The organism is Enterobacter sp. RHBSTW-01064 (assembly GCF_014103035.1).
Classification (GTDB): Bacteria; Pseudomonadota; Gammaproteobacteria; order Enterobacterales; family Enterobacteriaceae; genus Enterobacter; species Enterobacter mori.
This window is the reverse complement of the sequence record NZ_JABXOU010000003.1, coordinates 16,388-34,888: the sequence shown is the minus strand read 5'-3', so window position 1 is coordinate 34,888 and position 18,501 is coordinate 16,388. Positions and strand designations below refer to the sequence as shown.

The following is an 18,501-nucleotide window of genomic DNA, read 5'->3' as shown; positions in this document are numbered from 1 at the left end:
TGAGTGAATAAGGCGCTTCATTGAGGAAGTCAGTTTCTATGAAAAACGTTAAAGTCAGCCTTGCCTGGCAGATCTTAATCGCCCTTGTGCTGGGCATCTTGCTGGGCAGTTACCTGCATTATCATAGCGACAGCCGCGAATGGCTGATTGCGAACCTGCTTTCACCTGCAGGGGATATCTTTATTCATCTGATTAAGATGATTGTGGTACCGATTGTGATCTCAACGCTGGTGGTCGGTATTGCGGGTGTCGGTGATGCGAAGCAGTTAGGCCGCATCGGTGTGAAGACCATTCTTTATTTCGAAGTGATCACTACGGTTGCGATTATCCTCGGTATTACGCTGGCGAACGTGTTCCAGCCAGGTGCCGGGATCGATATGTCGCAGCTGGCGACGGTGGATATTTCGAAATATCAAAGCACGACCGCTGACGTCCAGAGCCACGCGCACGGCCTGATGGGGACTATTCTTTCGCTGGTGCCAACCAACATCGTGGCATCAATGGCGAAGGGCGAGATGCTGCCGATCATCTTCTTCTCAGTGCTGTTTGGTCTGGGGCTTTCTTCCCTGCCGGCGACGCACCGTGAGCCGCTGGTCACCGTGTTCCGTTCTATCTCTGAAACCATGTTTAAAGTGACCCACATGGTGATGCGTTACGCGCCGGTCGGGGTGTTCGCGCTTATTGCCGTCACCGTGGCGAACTTCGGTTTTGCCTCCCTGTGGCCGCTGGCGAAGCTGGTGATCCTGGTGCACTTCGCCATCCTGTTCTTCGCGCTGGTGGTGTTAGGCATTGTGGCGCGCCTGTGCGGGCTGAGCATCTGGATCCTGATCCGTATCCTGAAGGATGAATTGATACTGGCGTACTCCACGGCAAGCTCTGAGAGCGTGCTGCCGCGTATCATTGAGAAGATGGAAGCCTACGGCGCGCCTGCCTCTATTACCAGCTTCGTGGTACCGACCGGCTACTCCTTTAACCTGGACGGTTCAACGTTGTACCAGAGTATCGCCGCTATCTTTATTGCGCAGCTGTACGGCATTGACCTGTCGCTGTGGCAGGAGATCGTACTGGTGCTGACGCTGATGGTGACGTCCAAAGGTATTGCAGGCGTTCCGGGCGTCTCCTTCGTGGTGCTGCTGGCAACGCTTGGCAGCGTCGGTATTCCGCTGGAAGGTCTGGCGTTTATCGCCGGTGTTGACCGTATCCTCGACATGGCGCGTACCGCGCTGAACGTGGTGGGGAATGCCCTGGCGGTGCTGGTTATCGCCAAGTGGGAACACAAATTCGACCGCAAAAAAGCGCTGGCGTATGAACGCGAGGTGCTGGGTCGTTTTGATAAGACGGCTGATCAGTAATGTAAAAAGCCGGGTGGCGGCTTCGCCTTACCCGACCTACACAAGCCGTAGGCCCGGTAAGCGCAGCGCCACCGGGCAAGGGTTTATTCTCCGCTCAACGCATCAAACTCTTCACATCCCGTATCAAATCCTTCCGTACAGCTCAGGTTCAACCAGTAGAGCGCTTTCTGTTTATTTGGCGTGATAAAGCCTTTCTCGCCCTGCTGGAACAGCATCCCAGCCCAATATTCTGCGTAGCCCGTACGTGAAAGAGACGAACTGCGCTTAAACCACGCTGCTGCCTGAGCGTCATCCTGCACCACTTCCACGCCGTTGGCATAAATCAGCCCCAGCAGCAGTTGCGCATCAACCGCGGAGTCGTTGTCGATATCCTCGGTAGCCGTTTGCAGCAGTTTGATCGCCTGCGGATAGTCAGTTTTCCCCGCCTGGGTGTTCACCAGCACGCGCGCCAGCATGATTGCGCCACGCTTGCTGCCCGCGATGGTTGCCTGCTGCGCCAGTGCCTTAGCTTGCGCATAATTTCCCTGGGTAAAGAGGATTTGCGAGAGCAGCCCCATGGCGTCAACATCGCCACCTTTTGCGGCTTTCTCAGCCCACAGCGCCGCTTGCTTGCTGTCGCCGGAGCTAAAGTACGTATCGGCCAAATAATACTGGGCACGGGCGTCACCCGCTTCAGCCTGTTCCTTGTACTGGCTGCCAATCTCATCGGCACGGACAAGCGATGTAAAAAGTAACAACAACAGAAAAATATGTTTCATGGGTTCTTATCATCTGGGTACATGCCGCGCAGTATAATCGCGGCGACAGAAGAAAAAAATGGGTGCATTAAGACCTCAGCATCCTACAAGCCGGGCGGAACCGTCGTTCCGCCCGTAGAGGTTAGCCTGCGTTGCAGGCTAATTTCGCCGCCACCTCCTGATGTTCACTCTTTATTGAAAACTCGCAGAGCCTGCCGCGAGTAATAAAGGTAAAGATCACTATCGTCAGGCAAATAATAAAGACGATGCCTAACGCAGTTTTTAATGGCGTCATGCCTTTTACTCCTTGTGTAAAAAAGAATAAGAGGCTACTCTCAACTTGTTGGGAGTTGAGGAAGAGTAGCCTCGGGTGAATGCAAATTTCCCGGGGCTTTCCACTTTCTGTCCCTCAACAATGCTCAAGACAGAAAGTCTTAAGCACCCGCCGCACATCTTATCCCTCTGAATTAAAATGCAAAGATGTAATTTTTTTTCGCACGAATTACATTATTTCTGCGAGCCGCTTTCCAGAATAACAATTGATATTTTTAATGGGTTAAGCGGAAATAAAAAGGGAGTGAATATCTCACTCCCTTTATTCATCGTTTAATTAACGGCATCAACCCATTGCGCTTTCGCGCAGTCGGGCTTTCAGCTTGTTATATTCGTCGATCACATACTGTTCCGCAGCGTGCTGATCCGCAATCGGCTCCACGTTTACGGCGCAGTATTTATACTCCGGCGTTTTGGTTATCGGGCTTAAGTTCTCCGTCACCAGCTCGTTACAGGCACCAATCCACCACTGGTAGGTCATATAGACCGCCCCTTTGTTCGGACGATCGCTGACCTGCGCACGGGTGATGATGCGGCCCTTACGCGAGTTCACCCACACCAGCGCTTCATCCTCAATGCCGAGGCGCTCCGCGTCGGCGGTGTTGATTTGTGCGTATCCCGGTTCGTCCGCCAACGCCGCCAGCGCGGCGCAGTTTCCGGTCATCGAACGGCAGGAGTAGTGGCCCACTTCACGCACGGTGGAGAGCACCATCGGATACTCATCGGTGAGTTTATCGATAGGTGCGACCCAGTCGCAGGTGAAGAACTGCGCCAGCCCGTTCGGGGTGTCGAATTTCTCTTTGAAGAGGTACGACGTTCCCTGGTCAGCTTCGGACTCATCGCGACACGGCCACTGGATGTAGCCCAGCTCACCCATTTTTTCATAGGTTGCCCCATAAAAATCCGGACACAGACTGCGCAACTCGTCCCAGATCTCCTGAGTGTTGTTGTAGTGCATCGGGTAGCCCATGCGGGTGGCAATTTCACTGATAATCTGCCAGTCGGTTTTCAGATCCCACTTCGGTTCGACCGCCTTAAAGAAGCGCTGGAAGCCGCGGTCCGCCGCGGTGTAGACACCTTCATGCTCGCCCCAGGAGGTCGACGGTAAAATCACATCCGCCGCCGCTGCGGTTTTGGTCATAAAGATATCCTGGACAATCACCAGCTCCAGATCCTCAAACCCTTTGCGCACCGCAGACAGCTCGGCGTCCGTCTGGAGCGGATCTTCACCCATGATGTAGGCCGCACGCACTTCGCCGTGCGCCGCGCGGTGCGGCAGCTCGCTGATGCGATACCCGGTGTGCTCAGGCAGACTTTCCACGCCCCAGGCCTTCGCGAATTTCTCGCGATTTTCCGGGAACTTGACGTACTGATAGCCCGGATAGGTGTCCGGCAGCGCGCCCATATCGCAGGCACCCTGGACGTTATTCTGACCGCGCACCGGGTTCACGCCGACGTGCGCCTTGCCCAGATTGCCCGTCAGCATCGCGAGGCTGGTCAGGGAACGTACGGTTTCTACGCCCTGGTAGAACTGGGTGACGCCCATGCCCCACAGAATGGCCGCGGTTTTCGCTGCCGCGTACATGCGTGCCGCCTGGCGGATCTCCTGCGCGCTCACACCGGTTATCGTTTCAACCGACTCTGGCGTATAGCCTTCGACGATTTTCCGATACTCTTCAAAGCCTTCCGTACGGCTTGCGACAAACGCCTGGTCGTACAGGTTCTCCTCAATAATGACGTGCCCCATTGCGTTCAACAGCGCGATGTTCGAGCCGTTTTTTAACGCGATGTGCATATCCGCAATGCGCGCGGTTTCAATTTTGCGCGGATCGCAGACGATGATTTTCGCCCCATTCTGCTTAGCGCGAATAACGTGGTTCGCGACGATAGGGTGAGAATCCGCCGGGTTATAGCCGAAAATAAACACGAGATCGGTATTATCTATCTCGTTGATGGCATTACTCATTGCGCCGTTACCGACCGACTGGTGCAGACCTGCAACCGATGGGCCGTGTCAGACGCGAGCGCAGCAGTCGACGTTATTGGTACCAATAACGGCGCGTGCGAATTTTTGCATCACATAGTTGGTTTCATTCCCCGTCCCGCGTGAGGAGCCGGTGGTCTGAATCGCATCCGGGCCATACTTGGCCTTGATGGCGCTGAGGCGCGTGGCGACGTAATCGAGCGCCTCGCTCCAGGTGACGGCTTCCAGCTTGCCGCCGCGCTCGCGGCGGATCATAGGGGTTTTCAGGCGCGGGGTGAGGATTTGGGTATCGTTAATAAAATCCCAGCCGTAGTAACCTTTCAGGCACAGCGTGCCCTGGTTGGTTTTCCCCTGTGCGGCCTCTGCCCGGACGATTTTGCCGTTATCGACCACCAGGTGGATCTTGCAACCTGAGGCACAATAAGGGCAAACCGTGACGACTTTTTTCATCAGTCTGCTCCAGTTAATCGAATCTTTCGCACCCACTATGCAGCTTCTATGCCATGTTTTTAATGTGGGTATATTCAAACTGTACGGCTGATATGCGCGCAAAACCCTGACGAAAAACAGGCAATCGTCAAAATTGACGTGTCGAAAGGGTTACGGATGTGACATGGGTTGAAATTCCGTCACGTAAAAAACAATTTGGCTGGAGCCGACGGCAGAATGGTTCAGACTTAACATAATCCCCTGACGGAAGCATACGATGAAACCGGCGATTCTGGTGGTTGATGACGATACGGCAGTGTGTGAATTGCTGCAGGACGTGCTCAGCGAGCACGTCTTTACCGTGCTCGTCTGCCATAACGGACAGGACGCGCTGAACCGGGTACATCAGGAACCGGGTATCGCACTCGTGCTGCTGGACATGATGCTGCCGGATATCAACGGCCTGCAGGTCTTACTCCAGTTGCAAAAGCAGCGGCCAGAACTACCGGTGGTCATGTTGACGGGGCTGGGCAGTGAATCAGACGTGGTCGTGGGTCTGGAGATGGGCGCCGACGATTACATCGGCAAGCCGTTTAACCCGCGCGTGGTAGTTGCCCGCGTGAAAGCGGTACTGCGCCGGACGGGCGTGCTGGCAGCAGAAGCCCCCGCGCCGCGTGCGGCGGGCGTTGCTTTCAACGGCTGGACGCTGGATACCACCCGCTGCGAGCTGAGCGATCCGCAGCGTAACACCGTCCCTTTAACGCAGGGCGAGTACGGCCTGCTGCTGGCGCTCACGCAAAATGCCCGCCGGGTACTCAGCCGCGAGCAGCTGCTTGAACTCACCCACAGTGAAAGTACCGAGGTGTTCGACCGTACGATTGACGTGCTGATCATGCGCCTGCGCCGGAAGATCGAGGCTAACCCGCATCAGCCAGCGCTCATCAAAACCATCCGTGGGTTAGGTTACGTGTTTGCCACCGATGTATCCCATAGCGAGAAAGCGGCCTAGGTATTCTCTTTGATAAACAGCTGCAGCTCCTCCAGCGTTTTCGCGCCGTCAATTGCGTTGGCGGCCAGCAGGCTTGCCCGCGCGCAGGCGTGCGCCAGATAAATACTCTCGGTAAGCGACAGCGATTCATGGCAGCCGTATAAAAAGCCCGCGCAAAACGCATCACCCGCACCGACGCTGCCGATAATCTCCTCCTGCTCCAGCATCCACGACGGGATCCAGCGGCCTTGCTCACCGTGTGCTTCTCCCCATGCTCCTTCTGGGCAGTGGATCACCACCCGCTGACGAACGCCTGCCGCCAGTAGCTGCGCGGCGGCTTCAGCAATATGGGCTGTGTTCAGCGCGTCGCTGCCGTCACGCATCTCCAGCCCGCTAAACTCCCCGGCTTCCAGCTCGTTAATGACCAGATAATCAAGATGGCGCAGGGCAGGGAGCACCAGCGGCTGGTAGCGCGGGTCGCCCTTGCGGGACACCAGGTCGAGCGAGGTTTCATACCCCTGGTCGCGCATCTGCGCCAGCAGCCGCGCGCTGCGGGTGCCGAACTCGTCATCCGGCATATCCAGGCTGTCGAGCAGTAGCAGGTAGCCGAGATGGAAGATCTTCATCGATTCGTCTAAGCGATCGAAGGCGGGAAGATCCAGCAGGCGGTTGGCGCCCGGCGAGTGGAAGAAGGTGCGCTGTCCGCTGGGATCGGTCATGACCTGCGACATGGAGGTCGGGGCAAAGGTGGTGCGCTGCACGCGCTGGCGGTTGACGTGGTACTGGTCGAGCATCGCCAGAATGTAATCCCCGTCGCCGTCTTCGCCAATCAGCCCCACCGCCTGCAGCGGCAGGCCAACGTGCATTTTCGCCAGCGTCAGCAGCACGTTGAGCGGCGCGCCGCCGGTTGAGCGTTCGCTGTGGGTGATTTCCGCCAGCCAGCCGCGCTCCGGCCACTGCACGATCTGGTGCACGTGATCCACCAGCATATTGCCTGCGGCGATGATGCCTTTGCGTTCCATTATGCCTGCCCCGCGCTGCCGAAGATGCGCATCTGTTCGGCGACCGTATCCGTAATTGCCTCTTCTATCCCCAGCAGCAGCTCGGCAAATTCATCGTACAGCGGCTGGCGGTTTGCCATGCGCTGCTCAACGGCGGCAAGCGCGGCCTGCGACATGCCGGTATAAAAGTTGATTTTATGAATGCCCAGCTCGATGGCGCGGCGGAAGTCGGCATCGCTAATCCCTGAGCCGCCGTGTAAAACCAGCGGCAGCCCCGTCTGCTGGCGAATGGCGTCCAGACGCGGGAAATCGAGTTTCGGCTCGCCTTTGTATTTGCCGTGCGCGTTGCCGATAGCAACCGCCAGCGCGTCAATGCCGGTTGAATCGACAAATTCGCGCGCCAGCTGCGGGTCGGTAAAGAACGCTTCGTCCGCATGCCCGTAAAGCGCGCCGCCTTCATCACCACCGACCGCGCCCAGCTCCGCCTCCACCGACACGCCCACCGCATGGCACATCTTCACCACTTCCCGCGTCTGGCGAATGTTTTCCTCGTAGCTTAGCGTCGAGCCGTCGAACATCACCGAGCTGAACCCTAAGCGCAGGGCGCGTACGACGGCCTCAAAATGCAGCCCGTGGTCGAGGTTAAGCACCACGGGAATGTCGTGACGAGCGGCTTCGAACTTAACCGCCTCGACAAGCGACTCCAGAGACACGTACTTAAAATGCACTTCGGCGATGTTGATGATAAACGGCGAGCGTTCCTGCTTCGCGGCGGCGAACAGCGCGCGCAGGAAGTGGGAGTCGAGCACGTTAAACGCGCCCAGCGCATAGCGATGCGCCCTGGCGTGCTCAAGACCGTCGGCAAGAGAAATCAATGGCATCATTCACTCCTTATATCCGAAACAGGTTGTACTCGTTGCATAGCACCAGCACTGCCGGTTCGTCTTCTTCGATGTTGTTATAGCGGGCAACGGGCTGCAAAAAGTGGTTATCGTGCTCGTCGTCGTTTACCGATGACACTTCGCCGCCCAGCACGTCTCCGAAGCCACGTTCGCCCCAGAAACTGTGGTACAGACCGGGCGTCAGACAGATGCTTTCTCCGGGCAGCAGGCGCAGCTGGCTGCCGGGCGCGTGGGTCTGACGGCAGCCGTCGACGGTGACCGTCACGTCGGTGTTTTCCGTCTCTTCATGTGCACCGGCATTCCACAATTCTACAATCAGGTTCCCGCCGCCCCGGTTGATGATGTCTTCTCGCTTGCGCCAGTGAAAATGCATCGGCGTGACCTGGCCGTCCCGCACGTGCATGATTTTTTCGGCATAGCCTTTTTCATAAGGCACGCCGTTGGGCGAGCCGTTGCGCAGGGTAAACAGCGTCAGGCCCTCAGCGGCAAAGTTATTGCCGCCGAACGCCGTCACGTCCCAGCCGAGCTTGAGATCGAACACTTCCTGCCATGCGGCCTGGTCAAGCTGCTGCCATTTTGTGGGTGGAAAGCTGGCAAAAGGCGGGAGATGCACGTCGTGCATGGAAAAAAACTGTCGCGTGTGGCCGAGGATTTCGTTGATGTCGGAGCGTTTCATGGTGACTCCTTGAGTTTTATGCCACCCCCTCACCCCGGCCCTCTCCCTCAAGGGAGAGGGGGAGTAAGTTCCCTCTCCCTGTGGGAGAGGGTTAGGGTGAGGGCATCAGGCCGCACCGGGTTTACTTAACCGTCCACCCCTTATAGGTCCCGACGTTCTTTTTATCGATCATCGTCACCGGGATCAGCACAGGCGCTTTCGGCGCAGGTTTGCCCTGTAGAATGTCATAGCCGATCTCCACCGCTTTTGCCGCCATCACCTGCGGATCCTGCGCTGGGGTCGCCACAAACAGGGAGTTTTCGCGCTTCAGCGCTTCCTCACCGTCCGGGGAACCATCCACGCCGACGATAAAGAACTCGTTGCGCTGCGCCTGTTTCGCCGCCAGATCGGCACCGATCGCGGTCGGATCGTTAATCGCAAACACGCCGTCGATCTTCGGATTGGCCGCCAGCAGGGAGGTCATGACTTCCAGACCGCCTTCACGGCTGCCCTTGGCGTTCTGGTTATCCGAGAGCACCTTGATATCCGGATGTTTTTTGAATTCCGTCTGGCAACCTTCCACGCGGTTCTGCACCGCAGAGACCGGTGGCCCGTTGATGATCACCACATTGCCTTTGCCTTTCAGGCGGTCGGTAATGTACTTACAGGCCATTTCGCCCGCCTGGGTGTTATCGGAGGTGATGGTGGCATCAGCCCCTTCCGCCGCCACGTCAACCGCCACGACCACGATCCCGGCGTCCTTCGCGCGCTTCACCGCCGGGCCGATCCCTTTGGAATCTGCGGCGTTGAGGATGATCATGTCCACCTTAGCGGCGATGAAGTTATCGATCTGCGCCACCTGCTGGCCCAGATCGTAACCGCTGGAAACCAGCGTCACCTTGACGTTATCGCCCGCCAGCTTGCGCGCTTCCAGCTCGGCACCTTTGGTGATCTGCACGAAGAACGGGTTGGCCAGGTCGCCCACCGTCACGCCGATGGACTTCAGATCTTTCGCCTGCGCAAACGGCGTTGCGGCAAGCAGTGCGCCAGCACAGAGCGCGGTCACTAACGGTTTCAAACGCATATTGTTTTCCTCGAAGCTGTAGGGTTTTGTTGTTATGCACTTTGATGGTGTCGGGTACGGTATTTGTCGATCAGCACCGCTATGATGATCACCGCCCCTTTGATCACCAGCTGCCAGAAGTAGGAGACGCCCATTAGCGTCATGCCGTTATTGAGGGTGGCGATGATCAATGCACCCACCAGCGTGCCGGTGATCGTGCCGATCCCGCCGACGAAGCTGGTCCCGCCGAGGATCACTGCCGCAATCGCGTCAAGCTCATAACCCATACCGAGGTTGCCGTTGGCGCTGTAGAGGCGCGAGGCGCTCATCACCCCGCCAAGCCCGGAGAGTAGGCCGCTCATGCCGTAAACAAACAGCAGCACCAGCCAGACCTTGATGCCGGTCAGGCGCGCCGCCTGCATGTTGCCGCCCACCGCGTAGATGTGGACGCCCAGCGTAGTGCGGCGCAGGATGAACCAGCAGACAGCAATGACCGCCAGGGCGATCACCACCAGCCACGGAATCGGGCCGAGGTAGTTATTGCCGATCCACTCGAAGCTGATGTTGGAGTTAATCACCGTCGTGCCGTCCGCCAGCAGGTAGGCCGCGCCGCGCAGTGCCGTATAGGTGCCGAGCGTCACGATAAAGGGCGGCAGTCCGGCAAAGGCCACCAGCGCGCCGTTGAACAGGCCCAACACCATGCCGAGCATCAGCGCGGCCGGAATGGAGAGCATCGCAAATTCAGGGATAAGCGAGACCACCATCGCTGCAACCGCCGTAGTACCCAGAATCGAGCCCACGGAGAGGTCAATCCCGCCGGTTAAAATGATGAAGGTCATTCCCGCCGCCAGCACGATGTTGATCGACGCCTGGCGGGTAATATTAAGCAGGTTGCTCTCGGTGAAGAAGTTAGGGGCGATAAAGCCAAATACCGCCACAATCAGGATAAGAATCGGCAGGATACCGACCGTTTGCATCAGATCGCTCATCAGCATTTTTTTGGCGGAGGCGGATTTCGCCACCTGCTGCGGATGGGTAGGAGTTGTCATGATTGCACCGCCTGATGATGAGTGTCGTTCACGCCGGTTGCCAGCGTCATAATGTTTTCCTGAGAGATGTCGCGCCCGTGCAGTTCACCCGCGATGCTGCCTTCGCGCATCACGTACACCCGGTCGCTCATGCCCACCACTTCCGGCAGCTCGCTGGAGATCATTAAAATCGCCACCCCTTTGCGCGCCATCTGGTTCATGATGCGGTAGATCTCGCTTTTCGCGCCGACGTCCACGCCGCGCGTGGGTTCGTCCAGAATCAGAATGCGCGGGCCGATGGCCACCCAGCGGGAGATCAGCAGCTTTTGCTGATTACCGCCGGACAACCCGCCCGCGCGCACCTGAGAATGCGGCACGCGGATGTTGAGCAGGGCAATCGCGTCATCGGAAATGGACTGGGCTTTTTTGCGGTTTAGCATGCCGAAGGTGGCGTCGCGCTCCAGCGTCGCCATGGTGATGTTCTCCTGCGCCGCCAGCTCCAGAAACAGCCCCTGCTCCTTGCGGTTTTCGGTGAGAAAACCGATACCGTTATCGATGGCCGCGCGCGGGGAGTGGATCACCACCGGCTCGCCGTCTACCTCAATCATGCCGCCGGTGGCTTTACGCACGCCGAAGATCAGCTGCGCCAGCTCGGAGCGTCCGGCCCCGACCAGTCCCGCCAGCCCGACGATTTCGCCGGAACGTACCTGCAAACTGCACGGCTGTACTTTTTTGCCGTCGGTGAGGTGGTGGACGTTGAGACGCGGGCTGCCTAACGGGATGTCGCGCTCTTTGTTAAACAGATCGCTTAACGGGCGACCGACCATCATGCGCACCAGCTCAGAGGCATTCAGCTTGTCGCGCGTCAGGCTGCCGACGTACTGCCCGTCGCGCAGGACGCTGACGCGGTCAGAGAGTTCATACACTTCCGCCATGCGGTGGCTGATGTAGATAATCGCCATCCCTTCGTCGCGCAGGCGCAAAATCAGTTCGAACAGGCGGTGCGTTTCCCGCGAGGAGAGGGCGGCGGTGGGTTCGTCCATCACCAGAATGCGGCTGTTGCGGTGCAGCGCGCGGGCGATTTCCACCTGCTGCTGCTCGGCGATGGTCAGCTTCATCACCAGGTCGGTGGCGCTGAACTGCGCGCCGAGACGGTCAATCACCGCCTGCGCCTGGGCGGCCATCTCTTTGCGCTGCACCATCCCGCCGCGCGACAGCTCGCTGCCGAGAAAGATATTTTCGGCAACGGTCAGATTGGGCGCGAGCTGCATCTCCTGATAAATCAGCGTAATGCCTGCGGCCAGCGCATCTTTTGGGCCTTTGATATGAAACGGTTGGCCGTCGATCAGGATTTCGCCGCTGGTGGCGGTATAGGCTCCCGCGAGGATTTTCATCAGCGTGCTTTTTCCCGCGCCGTTTTCTCCCATCAGCGCGTGGATCTCACCGGGGAAAACCGTCAAATCTACACCCTTGAGCGCGTGGAAATTACCAAACGTCTTGGCAATATTGCGCATCTCTAAAACCGGGGTTCTGCTCATGGCGGATCTCCTGCGAATGTCGATATCTGCACTTCATCACAGGTGCGTAAATGCAAAATGTCAGAAGCTGTTCATATTTGTCATAGTTATGAATAGCGAATGTGGATCACAGTTACGGAGTCAACATGTCTTCACGCCCCCCGTTCTTCACCAGCGCCCGCGGTCGCCTGCTGATATTTAACCTGCTGGTGGTGGCGGTAACGCTGATGGTAAGCGGCGTGGCGGTGCTCGGCTTTCGTCACGCCAGCCAGATCCAGGAGCAGGTGCAGCAGCAAACGCTGGATGACATGACCGGCAGCATGAACCTGGCCCGTGATACCGCCAACGTGGCGACGGCGGCGGTGCGGCTCTCCCAGGTCGTCGGGGCGCTGGAGTACAAAGGCGAAGCCGAGCGGCTGAAGCAGACCCAGATGGCGCTGCGACACTCGCTGGAACAGCTTGCCGATGCGCCGCTGGCGCAGCAGGAGCCGGCGCTGGTGGCGCGCATTATTCGCAGGAGCAATGAATTACAGCAAAGCGTAACGGAGATGCTGGAGCGGGGGCAGCGACGCCATCTGGAGCGTAACGCGCTGCTCAGCTCGCTATATCAAAGCCAGAGCTATCTGCGTCATCTGCAGGACATCAACCGCCGCTACAGCAGCAACGTACCGGACGCGCAGCAGCTGATGGAAATGGACAGGCTGATCGCTGCCGCCATCGACACCCCTTCGCCGCGCGCGACCGTTCAGCAGCTTGACGCCGTGACGGCAACCCTTCCCCGGCGCGCCATCCAGCCTGTCGTGAACAGGGTTCTGCCTGATTTTAACGTCGAGCTGCATAAACTCGCCCCTCTGTCGAAGCAGCTGGAAGAGAGCGATCTGGCGATCAGCTGGTATATGTTCCACATCAAGGCGCTGGTGGCGATCCTCAACAGCGACATCAATCAGTACGTCGAGCAGGTGGCGAACGCCTCCACATTGCGTACTGCCCAGAGCCATCAGGAGCTGCGCTCGATCAGCGTGTTTATCAGCATTTTCGCCGTGCTGGCGCTGATCATCACCGGGTGCGCCTGCTGGTATATCTACCGCAATCTGGGCTCTAACCTGACGGCTATCTCCAGAGCGATGTCGCGCCTTGCGCACGGCGAGCAGGATGTTTCGGTGCCCGCGCTGCAGCGGCGCGATGAGCTGGGCGAGCTGGCGCGCGCGTTTAACGTTTTTGCCCGCAACACCGCCTCGCTTGAGCACACCACGCGCCTGCTGAAACAGAAAACCATGCAGATGGAGATTGACCGCATCGAGCGTCAGGGGCTGGAAGAGGCGCTGCTGCACAGCCAGAAGATGAAGGCGGTCGGGCAGCTGACCGGCGGGCTGGCGCATGATTTTAACAACCTGCTGGCGGTGATCATCGGCAGCCTTGAGCTCACCGACACCGAATCAAAAGACGCGCCGCGCATTACCCGGGCGCTGAAGGCGGCCGAACGCGGCGCGCTGCTGACCCAGCGCCTGCTGGCGTTTTCCCGCAAGCAATCCCTGACGCCGCATGGGGTAGAGATGCTGCCGCTGCTGGAGAACCTCCGGGAACTGATGCGTCACTCACTGCCTGCCACCCTGACCCTGGAGATTGAAGCACAAACCCCGGCGTGGCCCGCGTGGATAGACGTCAGCCAGCTTGAAAACGCCATTATCAACCTGGTGATGAACGCGCGTGATGCGATGGAAGGGCAAAGCGGGGTGATAAAAATTCGCACCTGGAACCAGCGCGTGACCCGCAGCGACGGACGCAGGCAGGACATGGTGGCGCTGGAGGTCATTGACCACGGCAGCGGCATGTCGCAGGAGGTGAAATCCCGGGTCTTTGAACCGTTCTTCACCACCAAGCAGACCGGAAGCGGGAGCGGGTTAGGCCTGTCGATGGTCTATGGATTTGTGCGTCAGTCCGGCGGTCGCGTGGAGATTGAAAGCGCGCCGGGACAGGGCACCACCGTGCGGCTTCACCTTCCGCGATCGACGCTTCCCGCCGCTTCCGAGGATGAAGCGCTCTCAACCACCGCTACCGTTGAGAACGAGCGGCTTGTACTGGTGCTGGAGGACGAAGCCGATGTCCGCCAGACCCTGTGCGAGCAGCTGCATCAGCTCGGCTATCTGACGCTCGAAGCGGACAACGGGGAGCAGGCGCTAAACATGCTGGCGGCGTCACCGGATATTGGCATGTTTATCAGCGACCTGATGTTGCCGGGAAGCCTGAGCGGCGCTGAGGTGATAAACCAGGTGCGCAGCCAGTATCCGCAGCTTCCGGTTCTGCTGATCAGCGGTCAGGATTTGCGACCCACGCATAATCCGCAGCTGCCCGACGTTCAGTTACTGCGTAAGCCGTTTACACGTGTGCAGCTGGCACAGGCGCTGCGGAAGGTCATGGTAATTTGAGATTCCTCCGCTACCCCGGCCCCCCACCGTTCATTATCGTAAGGCCAGTTCACCTGCGAGTCTGGCCTTATGAAACGTTACTCAACTGCTCTGTTATTTGGTCTGCTGTCACTCACCAGCCAGCTGGCTCATGCCGATATTGTTGATGATGCTATTGGCAACATTCAACAGGCGATCAACGATGCTTATAACCCCAGCAGCAGTCGCAGCAGCGATGACGACGACGATCGTTACGATCGCAGCCGCCAGACCGACAGCCGCCAGTACGACGATCGCCGTCGGCAGCTTGAGGACAGGCGTCGTCGGTTAGATGAGCGCCAGCGCCAGTTGGATGACGATCGTCGTCGGTTAGAAGAAGATGAGCGCAGGTTAGAAGACGATTACGATCGAGGCTAAAGCCTGGTGGCGCTTCGCTTACGCAGGCCTACAAAACCCTGGGCCGTAGGCCGGGTAAGGCGCAGCCGCCACCCGGCAAAACTCAGTCGAGTACCAAAACCATCCCGTCATAGCCCGCTTCTATGCCCTGCGGCAGCGGGTTATCCATCATCCACACGTCAAACTGATGGCTGATGTGCGTCAGGATCACCTGCGGGCAGCCAATGACCTCGTTCAGCGCAATCACGGTAGTTAAGTCGCAATGGTTGCGCGGCGTTTCCTCGCGCGGTTCATGGCTGCAGTCGATAATCATCGCCTGCGGCGGGTTGTTGAGCAGGAACTTCACCGTTTTCTCCGGCAGTCCGGCGGTGTCGGAAAGCCAGGCCACCCGGCTGTGGGCCGATTCAAGCAGATAGCCGAAGGTCAGTCTGGAATGGTTGAGCGGCAGCGGTGTGACCCGCAGCCCCTGGAGTTCAAACATCACAAACGGCTCCAGCGTGTGGCTGAAATCCAGAATCCCCGGGTGTTTAAACAGGTCGTCGCATCCCGCTTCGTCCGGCGGACCGTAAACCGGAATCGTCGCGCCCACGCCCCAGCGCAGGGGAAACAGCCCCTGAACGTGATCCATATGGTAGTGCGTGAGTAAAAATTGCTGAAAGCTGCCCGCGGGCCAGTCGTCCATCAGGTGCGGAATGCCCGCGTCCAGCAGCGTCACTGCATCGTTGAATTTGACTGCCGCGCTGCAGGGGCGACGGCGATAGTTGACCTGCAGGCGCGCCCGGCGGCAGGCCGCGCAGTCGCAGCCAAAGACCGGCACCAGCTGGGCGCCACCGGTACCCGTCAACGTGATGGTCAGACTCATAACGCACCTCTACAGCGGTTTGGTGAATCGGAAATGGCTCTGCGTATATCCTTCACGCACGTAAAAACGGTGGGCATCAGTGCGCTTTACGCTGGTGGAGAGCTCCGTTAGCTCAGCACCCGCCTGGCGAGCGATCGTTTCCGCCCATGCCAGAAGCTGGCTGCCCACTTTGTGCCCACGCGCCTGCGGCATCACCACCAGCTCCTGGATCTCGCCGATCCAACGCGCATGGTGCAGGTGAAACTGCATGTGCAGACCGATCATGCCAATGACCTGCCCGTCCAATTCGGCAAGCTGGTAGCGCATGTTGTGATCCTGCAGGTTGGCAAGGTAGCCCGCGTGAAACGCCTGATGATCGAATTCTGCCTGCTTAAGTTCGCAGATGAGGGCGTAAACACTCTGCGCATCGTCGGCGGTGGCGGGGCGAAGCTGGCAGTCAGGCATGCTGTTTCTCCTTCTGGCGGATCAGCGTTAAAAAGGTCTCGACTGACTGTAGCAAACTTCCGTCGTTATTGAGGACGTGACAGCCCGACGGGGTGTAGCGCGCCGCACGCTCCAGGCGCTGGTCTATCTCTTTTGCGCTTTCGCGGCCACGAGTTTGCAGGCGGTTACGCAAGATCTCCGGCGACACCTCTAAACAGACCGGCAGCAGCGCCGCTTCATATCGGGAACGCGCCTGCGGTAGATGCGCGCGCGAGCCGTTAACCAGCACGTCAAAACCCGCGTGCAGCCAGAGATCGATTTCGATGCCCACGCCATAGTAAAAGCCGTTGGCGTGCCAGCTCAGCGCCAGCAGATTTTGCCCGGCGCGGGTAAAAAATTCCTGCTCGCTCAGGGCGATATGGTTTTCGCTTCCGGCGTTGGCCGCGCGGGTGATGTACCTGTGCGCGACCAACAGTCGCGTGTGTTCCTGCTGCCGCAGCGCCGACAGCAGGCTGTCTTTCCCGGAGCCGGACGGCCCCATTAACCAGATGAGTCTTCCCATCAGAACACCCTTTTTCCCTGACGCCAGACGTGGTCGATATGAACGTGTTCGCCCTTGCGGTGGGCGAGCACCAGATCCGCGCGTTTACCTTCGGCGATTTCCCCGCGATCGTGAAGATTGAGCGCGGTGGCCGGGTTTTTCGTCACCAGGCGAATCGCCTGCGGCAGCGTAAAGCTGTTGCCTTCGTCGTCCGCCACCCGGAACGCCGCATCCAACAGGCTGGCGGGGTAGTAGTCGGACGAGAGAATATCCAGCAGGCCGAGGGAGGCGAGCTTGCTTGCCGCCACGTTACCGGAGTGCGATCCGCCGCGCACGATGTTCGGTGCGCCCATCAGCACGTTCATGCCGTGCCTGCGTGAGGCTTCCGCGGCTTCGAACGTGGTGGGAAATTCGGCGATCACGCTGCCAAGCTGGTGGGATTCGCGCACGTGATCGTGCGTGGCGTCGTCATGGCTGGCCAGCGCGATGTTGCGGTCACGGCACATCGCGGCAATCTTAAGGCGGTTAGGCTGCGACCACTGTGCCGCAAGTGCCAGCTGCTCTTCCTCGTAGCGCGCCATCTCCGCATCGTTGAGAGAATATTTGCCCTGATAGTATTCGCGATACTTTTCAATGTTGGCGAACTGGCGCTGCCCCGGCGAGTGGTCCATCAGGGAGACCAGCGAGACCGGCTCGCGCCCGACCAGCTTTTCAAACAGCGGCAGGGTTGTGTGGTGCGGCAGCTCGCAGCGCAGGTGCAGACGGTGCTCGGCGCGGTTGAGGCCGCGTTTTTGCGTCTCCTCCACGGCGTTGATCATCTTCTCCAGATTCTCCAGGCGATCGCCGCCGTCGCGCACGTCGCCAATGGCCACCGCGTCGAGCACGGTGGTGATGCCGCTGGCGACCATCAGCGCGTCGTGGCTGCTCATCGCCGAATGGGCGGGCCAGTCCACCTTCGGGCGCGGGGTGAAGAATTTGTCCAGATTATCGGTATGCAGCTCAATCAACCCCGGTAGCAGCCAACCGCCTTCGCCGTCCATAGCCTCCGGTGAGCGGCTCTGGGTTTCGGCAAAGGCGCGAATAACGCCGTCCTGGATCTCGATTGAGCCGCTAACCACTTCATTTTCCAGCACCAGCCTGACGTTATTGATAATCATGCGTTTGTCCCCATCGGGTGCAATCTGTCTGCGACGCGGCTGCGAACGGTTTCGTCGTGGAAGATCCCGACGATCGCCGCCCCGCGCGCTTTGGCCTGTTGGATCAGCTCAACCACTGCCGCGCTGTTTTTATCGTCGAGCGAGGCGGTGGGTTCATCCAGCAGCAAAATCGGGTAGTCAACGATAAACCCGCGCGCGATGTTAACGCGCTGCTGCTCGCCGCCGGAAAAGGTCGACGGGGCGAGGTGCCACAGGCGTTCAGGCACGTTGAGGCGCGTTAGCAGGCCGGCGGCTTTGGCGGCGCAGGTTTCGCGCGGCACGCCGAGATCCAGCAGCGGCTGCATCACCACGTCCAGGGCGGAGATCCGCGGGATCACCCGCAGAAACTGGCTAACCCAGCCGATCGTCGTGCGGCGCACGTCCAGCACCTTGCGCGCCGGAGCCTGCACCAGATCGACCCACTCATCGTTGTGGCGAATGCGGATATGGCCTTCGTCCGGGAGGTAGTTAGCGTACAGGGAGCGCAGCAGGGTGGATTTACCGCTGCCGGAATGGCCGTGCAGCACCACGCATTCGCCGCCGCTGACCTCTAACGAGGCGTTTTGCAGCACCGGCAGGCGCACGCCGTTTTGCTGGTGGAGCACAAAGGTTTTACTGACGTTTTGTACGTGGATCATGTTGGCCTCGCGATTCGTTTTGCCGGGTGGCGGCTTCGCCTTACCCGGCCT

18 protein-coding genes are annotated in these 18,501 nt (G+C 58.9%); 4 read left to right on the top strand and 14 right to left on the bottom strand.

Annotation, left to right across the window (positions count from 1 at the left end):
* Window positions 1–38: 38 nt before the first annotated feature.
* Window positions 39–1,352: a glutamate/aspartate:proton symporter GltP gene (gene gltP, locus HV355_RS10380; protein WP_174340402.1), complete on the top strand. Its 1,314-nt coding sequence runs from the start codon at window positions 39–41 to the stop codon at window positions 1,350–1,352.
* Window positions 1,353–1,435: 83 nt separating this feature from the next.
* Here gltP and HV355_RS10375 read toward each other — a convergent pair whose 3' ends face one another.
* The 3 genes from HV355_RS10375 to fdhF form a co-directional block, all read right to left on the bottom strand.
* Complete coding sequence (locus HV355_RS10375) at window positions 1,436–2,110, bottom strand: tetratricopeptide repeat protein (protein WP_182401831.1); 675 nt, start codon at window positions 2,108–2,110, stop codon at window positions 1,436–1,438.
* A gap of 121 nt (window positions 2,111–2,231) precedes the next feature.
* Window positions 2,232–2,384, bottom strand: coding sequence for a Hok/Gef family protein (locus tag HV355_RS10370; protein ID WP_042719158.1), 153 nt, complete (start codon window positions 2,382–2,384; stop codon window positions 2,232–2,234).
* Between the two features lie 324 nt (window positions 2,385–2,708).
* Window positions 2,709–4,856 carry a formate dehydrogenase subunit alpha gene (gene fdhF / locus HV355_RS10365; protein WP_108418082.1) on the bottom strand — a complete coding sequence of 716 codons (2,148 nt, stop codon included), beginning with the start codon at window positions 4,854–4,856 and terminating at the stop codon, window positions 2,709–2,711.
* Between the two features lie 256 nt (window positions 4,857–5,112).
* Between fdhF and HV355_RS10360 the strand changes: the two genes are divergently transcribed.
* On the top strand, window positions 5,113–5,844 hold the full coding sequence (locus tag HV355_RS10360) for a response regulator transcription factor (RefSeq protein WP_042719155.1): 732 nt from the start codon (window positions 5,113–5,115) through the stop codon (window positions 5,842–5,844).
* Here HV355_RS10360 and HV355_RS10355 read toward each other — a convergent pair.
* The 6 genes from HV355_RS10355 to HV355_RS10330 all read right to left on the bottom strand — a co-directional run bounded on the left by HV355_RS10355 (window position 5,841) and on the right by HV355_RS10330 (window position 12,010).
* Window positions 5,841–6,845 carry a carbohydrate kinase family protein gene (locus HV355_RS10355; RefSeq protein ID WP_182401829.1) on the bottom strand — a complete coding sequence of 335 codons (1,005 nt, stop codon included), beginning with the start codon at window positions 6,843–6,845 and terminating at the stop codon, window positions 5,841–5,843. The two genes, HV355_RS10360 and HV355_RS10355, sit on opposite strands and share 4 nt — an antisense overlap.
* Complete coding sequence (locus HV355_RS10350) at window positions 6,845–7,705, bottom strand: ketose 1,6-bisphosphate aldolase (protein ID WP_182402146.1); 861 nt, start codon at window positions 7,703–7,705, stop codon at window positions 6,845–6,847. Before HV355_RS10350 ends, HV355_RS10355 begins: the two co-directional genes overlap by 1 nt.
* Before the next feature lie 10 nt (window positions 7,706–7,715).
* The gene (locus HV355_RS10345; protein ID WP_182401827.1) at window positions 7,716–8,402 is read right to left on the bottom strand and encodes a D-lyxose/D-mannose family sugar isomerase; all 687 of its coding nucleotides are present in this window, start codon (window positions 8,400–8,402) and stop codon (window positions 7,716–7,718) included.
* Between the two features lie 121 nt (window positions 8,403–8,523).
* Window positions 8,524–9,465 (bottom strand): ABC transporter substrate-binding protein, encoded by a 942-nt coding sequence (locus HV355_RS10340; protein ID WP_021242935.1) that lies wholly within the window; start codon window positions 9,463–9,465, stop codon window positions 8,524–8,526.
* Window positions 9,466–9,497: 32 nt separating this feature from the next.
* A complete protein-coding gene (locus tag HV355_RS10335) occupies window positions 9,498–10,493 on the bottom strand; it encodes a ribose ABC transporter permease (protein WP_148401238.1) in 996 nt (331 codons plus the stop codon).
* Window positions 10,490–12,010 (bottom strand): sugar ABC transporter ATP-binding protein, encoded by a 1,521-nt coding sequence (locus tag HV355_RS10330; RefSeq protein ID WP_120159824.1) that lies wholly within the window; start codon window positions 12,008–12,010, stop codon window positions 10,490–10,492. Before HV355_RS10330 ends, HV355_RS10335 begins: the two co-directional genes overlap by 4 nt.
* Before the next feature lie 125 nt (window positions 12,011–12,135).
* On the opposite strand from HV355_RS10330, the gene HV355_RS10325 reads away from it, so the two are divergent.
* The gene (locus tag HV355_RS10325) at window positions 12,136–14,415 is read left to right on the top strand and encodes an ATP-binding protein (protein WP_182401825.1); all 2,280 of its coding nucleotides are present in this window, start codon (window positions 12,136–12,138) and stop codon (window positions 14,413–14,415) included.
* Between the two features lie 69 nt (window positions 14,416–14,484).
* Complete coding sequence (yjdP, locus tag HV355_RS10320) at window positions 14,485–14,811, top strand: DDRRRQL repeat protein YjdP (protein ID WP_182401823.1); 327 nt, start codon at window positions 14,485–14,487, stop codon at window positions 14,809–14,811.
* Window positions 14,812–14,893: 82 nt separating this feature from the next.
* On the opposite strand, the gene phnP is transcribed toward yjdP, so the two are convergent.
* From phnP to phnL, 5 genes are read right to left on the bottom strand one after another with little or no spacing between them, the layout of a single operon-like run.
* Complete coding sequence (gene phnP / locus HV355_RS10315) at window positions 14,894–15,652, bottom strand: phosphonate metabolism protein PhnP (RefSeq protein ID WP_182401821.1); 759 nt, start codon at window positions 15,650–15,652, stop codon at window positions 14,894–14,896.
* A 9-nt stretch (window positions 15,653–15,661) separates the two neighbouring features.
* A complete protein-coding gene (gene phnO / locus HV355_RS10310) occupies window positions 15,662–16,096 on the bottom strand; it encodes an aminoalkylphosphonate N-acetyltransferase (RefSeq protein ID WP_182401819.1) in 435 nt (144 codons plus the stop codon).
* Window positions 16,089–16,640 carry a ribose 1,5-bisphosphokinase gene (gene phnN, locus HV355_RS10305; RefSeq protein WP_182402144.1) on the bottom strand — a complete coding sequence of 184 codons (552 nt, stop codon included), beginning with the start codon at window positions 16,638–16,640 and terminating at the stop codon, window positions 16,089–16,091. Before phnN ends, phnO begins: the two co-directional genes overlap by 8 nt.
* Window positions 16,637–17,773, bottom strand: a complete 1,137-nt coding sequence (gene phnM, locus HV355_RS10300) for an alpha-D-ribose 1-methylphosphonate 5-triphosphate diphosphatase (RefSeq protein ID WP_148401235.1) — start codon at window positions 17,771–17,773, stop codon at window positions 16,637–16,639. Before phnM ends, phnN begins: the two co-directional genes overlap by 4 nt.
* Window positions 17,770–18,450, bottom strand: coding sequence for a phosphonate C-P lyase system protein PhnL (phnL, locus tag HV355_RS10295; protein WP_148401234.1), 681 nt, complete (start codon window positions 18,448–18,450; stop codon window positions 17,770–17,772). Before phnL ends, phnM begins: the two co-directional genes overlap by 4 nt.
* Between the last annotated feature and the right edge of the window lie 51 nt (window positions 18,451–18,501).

What these genes read in the sequence shown, in the direction of transcription:
- HV355_RS10345 (WP_182401827.1), bottom strand. Translation starts at nt 8,402, where the DNA reads ATGAAACGCTCCGACATCAACGAAATCCTCGGCCACACGCGACAGTTT.
- phnO (WP_182401819.1), bottom strand. Translation starts at nt 16,096, where the DNA reads ATGCCTGACTGCCAGCTTCGCCCCGCCACCGCCGACGATGCGCAGAGT.
- HV355_RS10375 (WP_182401831.1), bottom strand. Translation starts at nt 2,110, where the DNA reads ATGAAACATATTTTTCTGTTGTTGTTACTTTTTACATCGCTTGTCCGT.
- HV355_RS10330 (WP_120159824.1), bottom strand. Translation starts at nt 12,010, where the DNA reads ATGAGCAGAACCCCGGTTTTAGAGATGCGCAATATTGCCAAGACGTTT.
- HV355_RS10360 (WP_042719155.1), top strand. Translation starts at nt 5,113, where the DNA reads ATGAAACCGGCGATTCTGGTGGTTGATGACGATACGGCAGTGTGTGAA.
- phnM (WP_148401235.1), bottom strand. Translation starts at nt 17,773, where the DNA reads ATGATTATCAATAACGTCAGGCTGGTGCTGGAAAATGAAGTGGTTAGC.
- yjdP (WP_182401823.1), top strand. Translation starts at nt 14,485, where the DNA reads ATGAAACGTTACTCAACTGCTCTGTTATTTGGTCTGCTGTCACTCACC.
- gltP (WP_174340402.1), top strand. Translation starts at nt 39, where the DNA reads ATGAAAAACGTTAAAGTCAGCCTTGCCTGGCAGATCTTAATCGCCCTT.
- phnP (WP_182401821.1), bottom strand. Translation starts at nt 15,652, where the DNA reads ATGAGTCTGACCATCACGTTGACGGGTACCGGTGGCGCCCAGCTGGTG.
- HV355_RS10370 (WP_042719158.1), bottom strand. Translation starts at nt 2,384, where the DNA reads ATGACGCCATTAAAAACTGCGTTAGGCATCGTCTTTATTATTTGCCTG.
- HV355_RS10355 (WP_182401829.1), bottom strand. Translation starts at nt 6,845, where the DNA reads ATGGAACGCAAAGGCATCATCGCCGCAGGCAATATGCTGGTGGATCAC.
- HV355_RS10340 (WP_021242935.1), bottom strand. Translation starts at nt 9,465, where the DNA reads ATGCGTTTGAAACCGTTAGTGACCGCGCTCTGTGCTGGCGCACTGCTT.
- HV355_RS10335 (WP_148401238.1), bottom strand. Translation starts at nt 10,493, where the DNA reads ATGACAACTCCTACCCATCCGCAGCAGGTGGCGAAATCCGCCTCCGCC.
- HV355_RS10350 (WP_182402146.1), bottom strand. Translation starts at nt 7,705, where the DNA reads ATGCCATTGATTTCTCTTGCCGACGGTCTTGAGCACGCCAGGGCGCAT.
- HV355_RS10325 (WP_182401825.1), top strand. Translation starts at nt 12,136, where the DNA reads ATGTCTTCACGCCCCCCGTTCTTCACCAGCGCCCGCGGTCGCCTGCTG.
- phnL (WP_148401234.1), bottom strand. Translation starts at nt 18,450, where the DNA reads ATGATCCACGTACAAAACGTCAGTAAAACCTTTGTGCTCCACCAGCAA.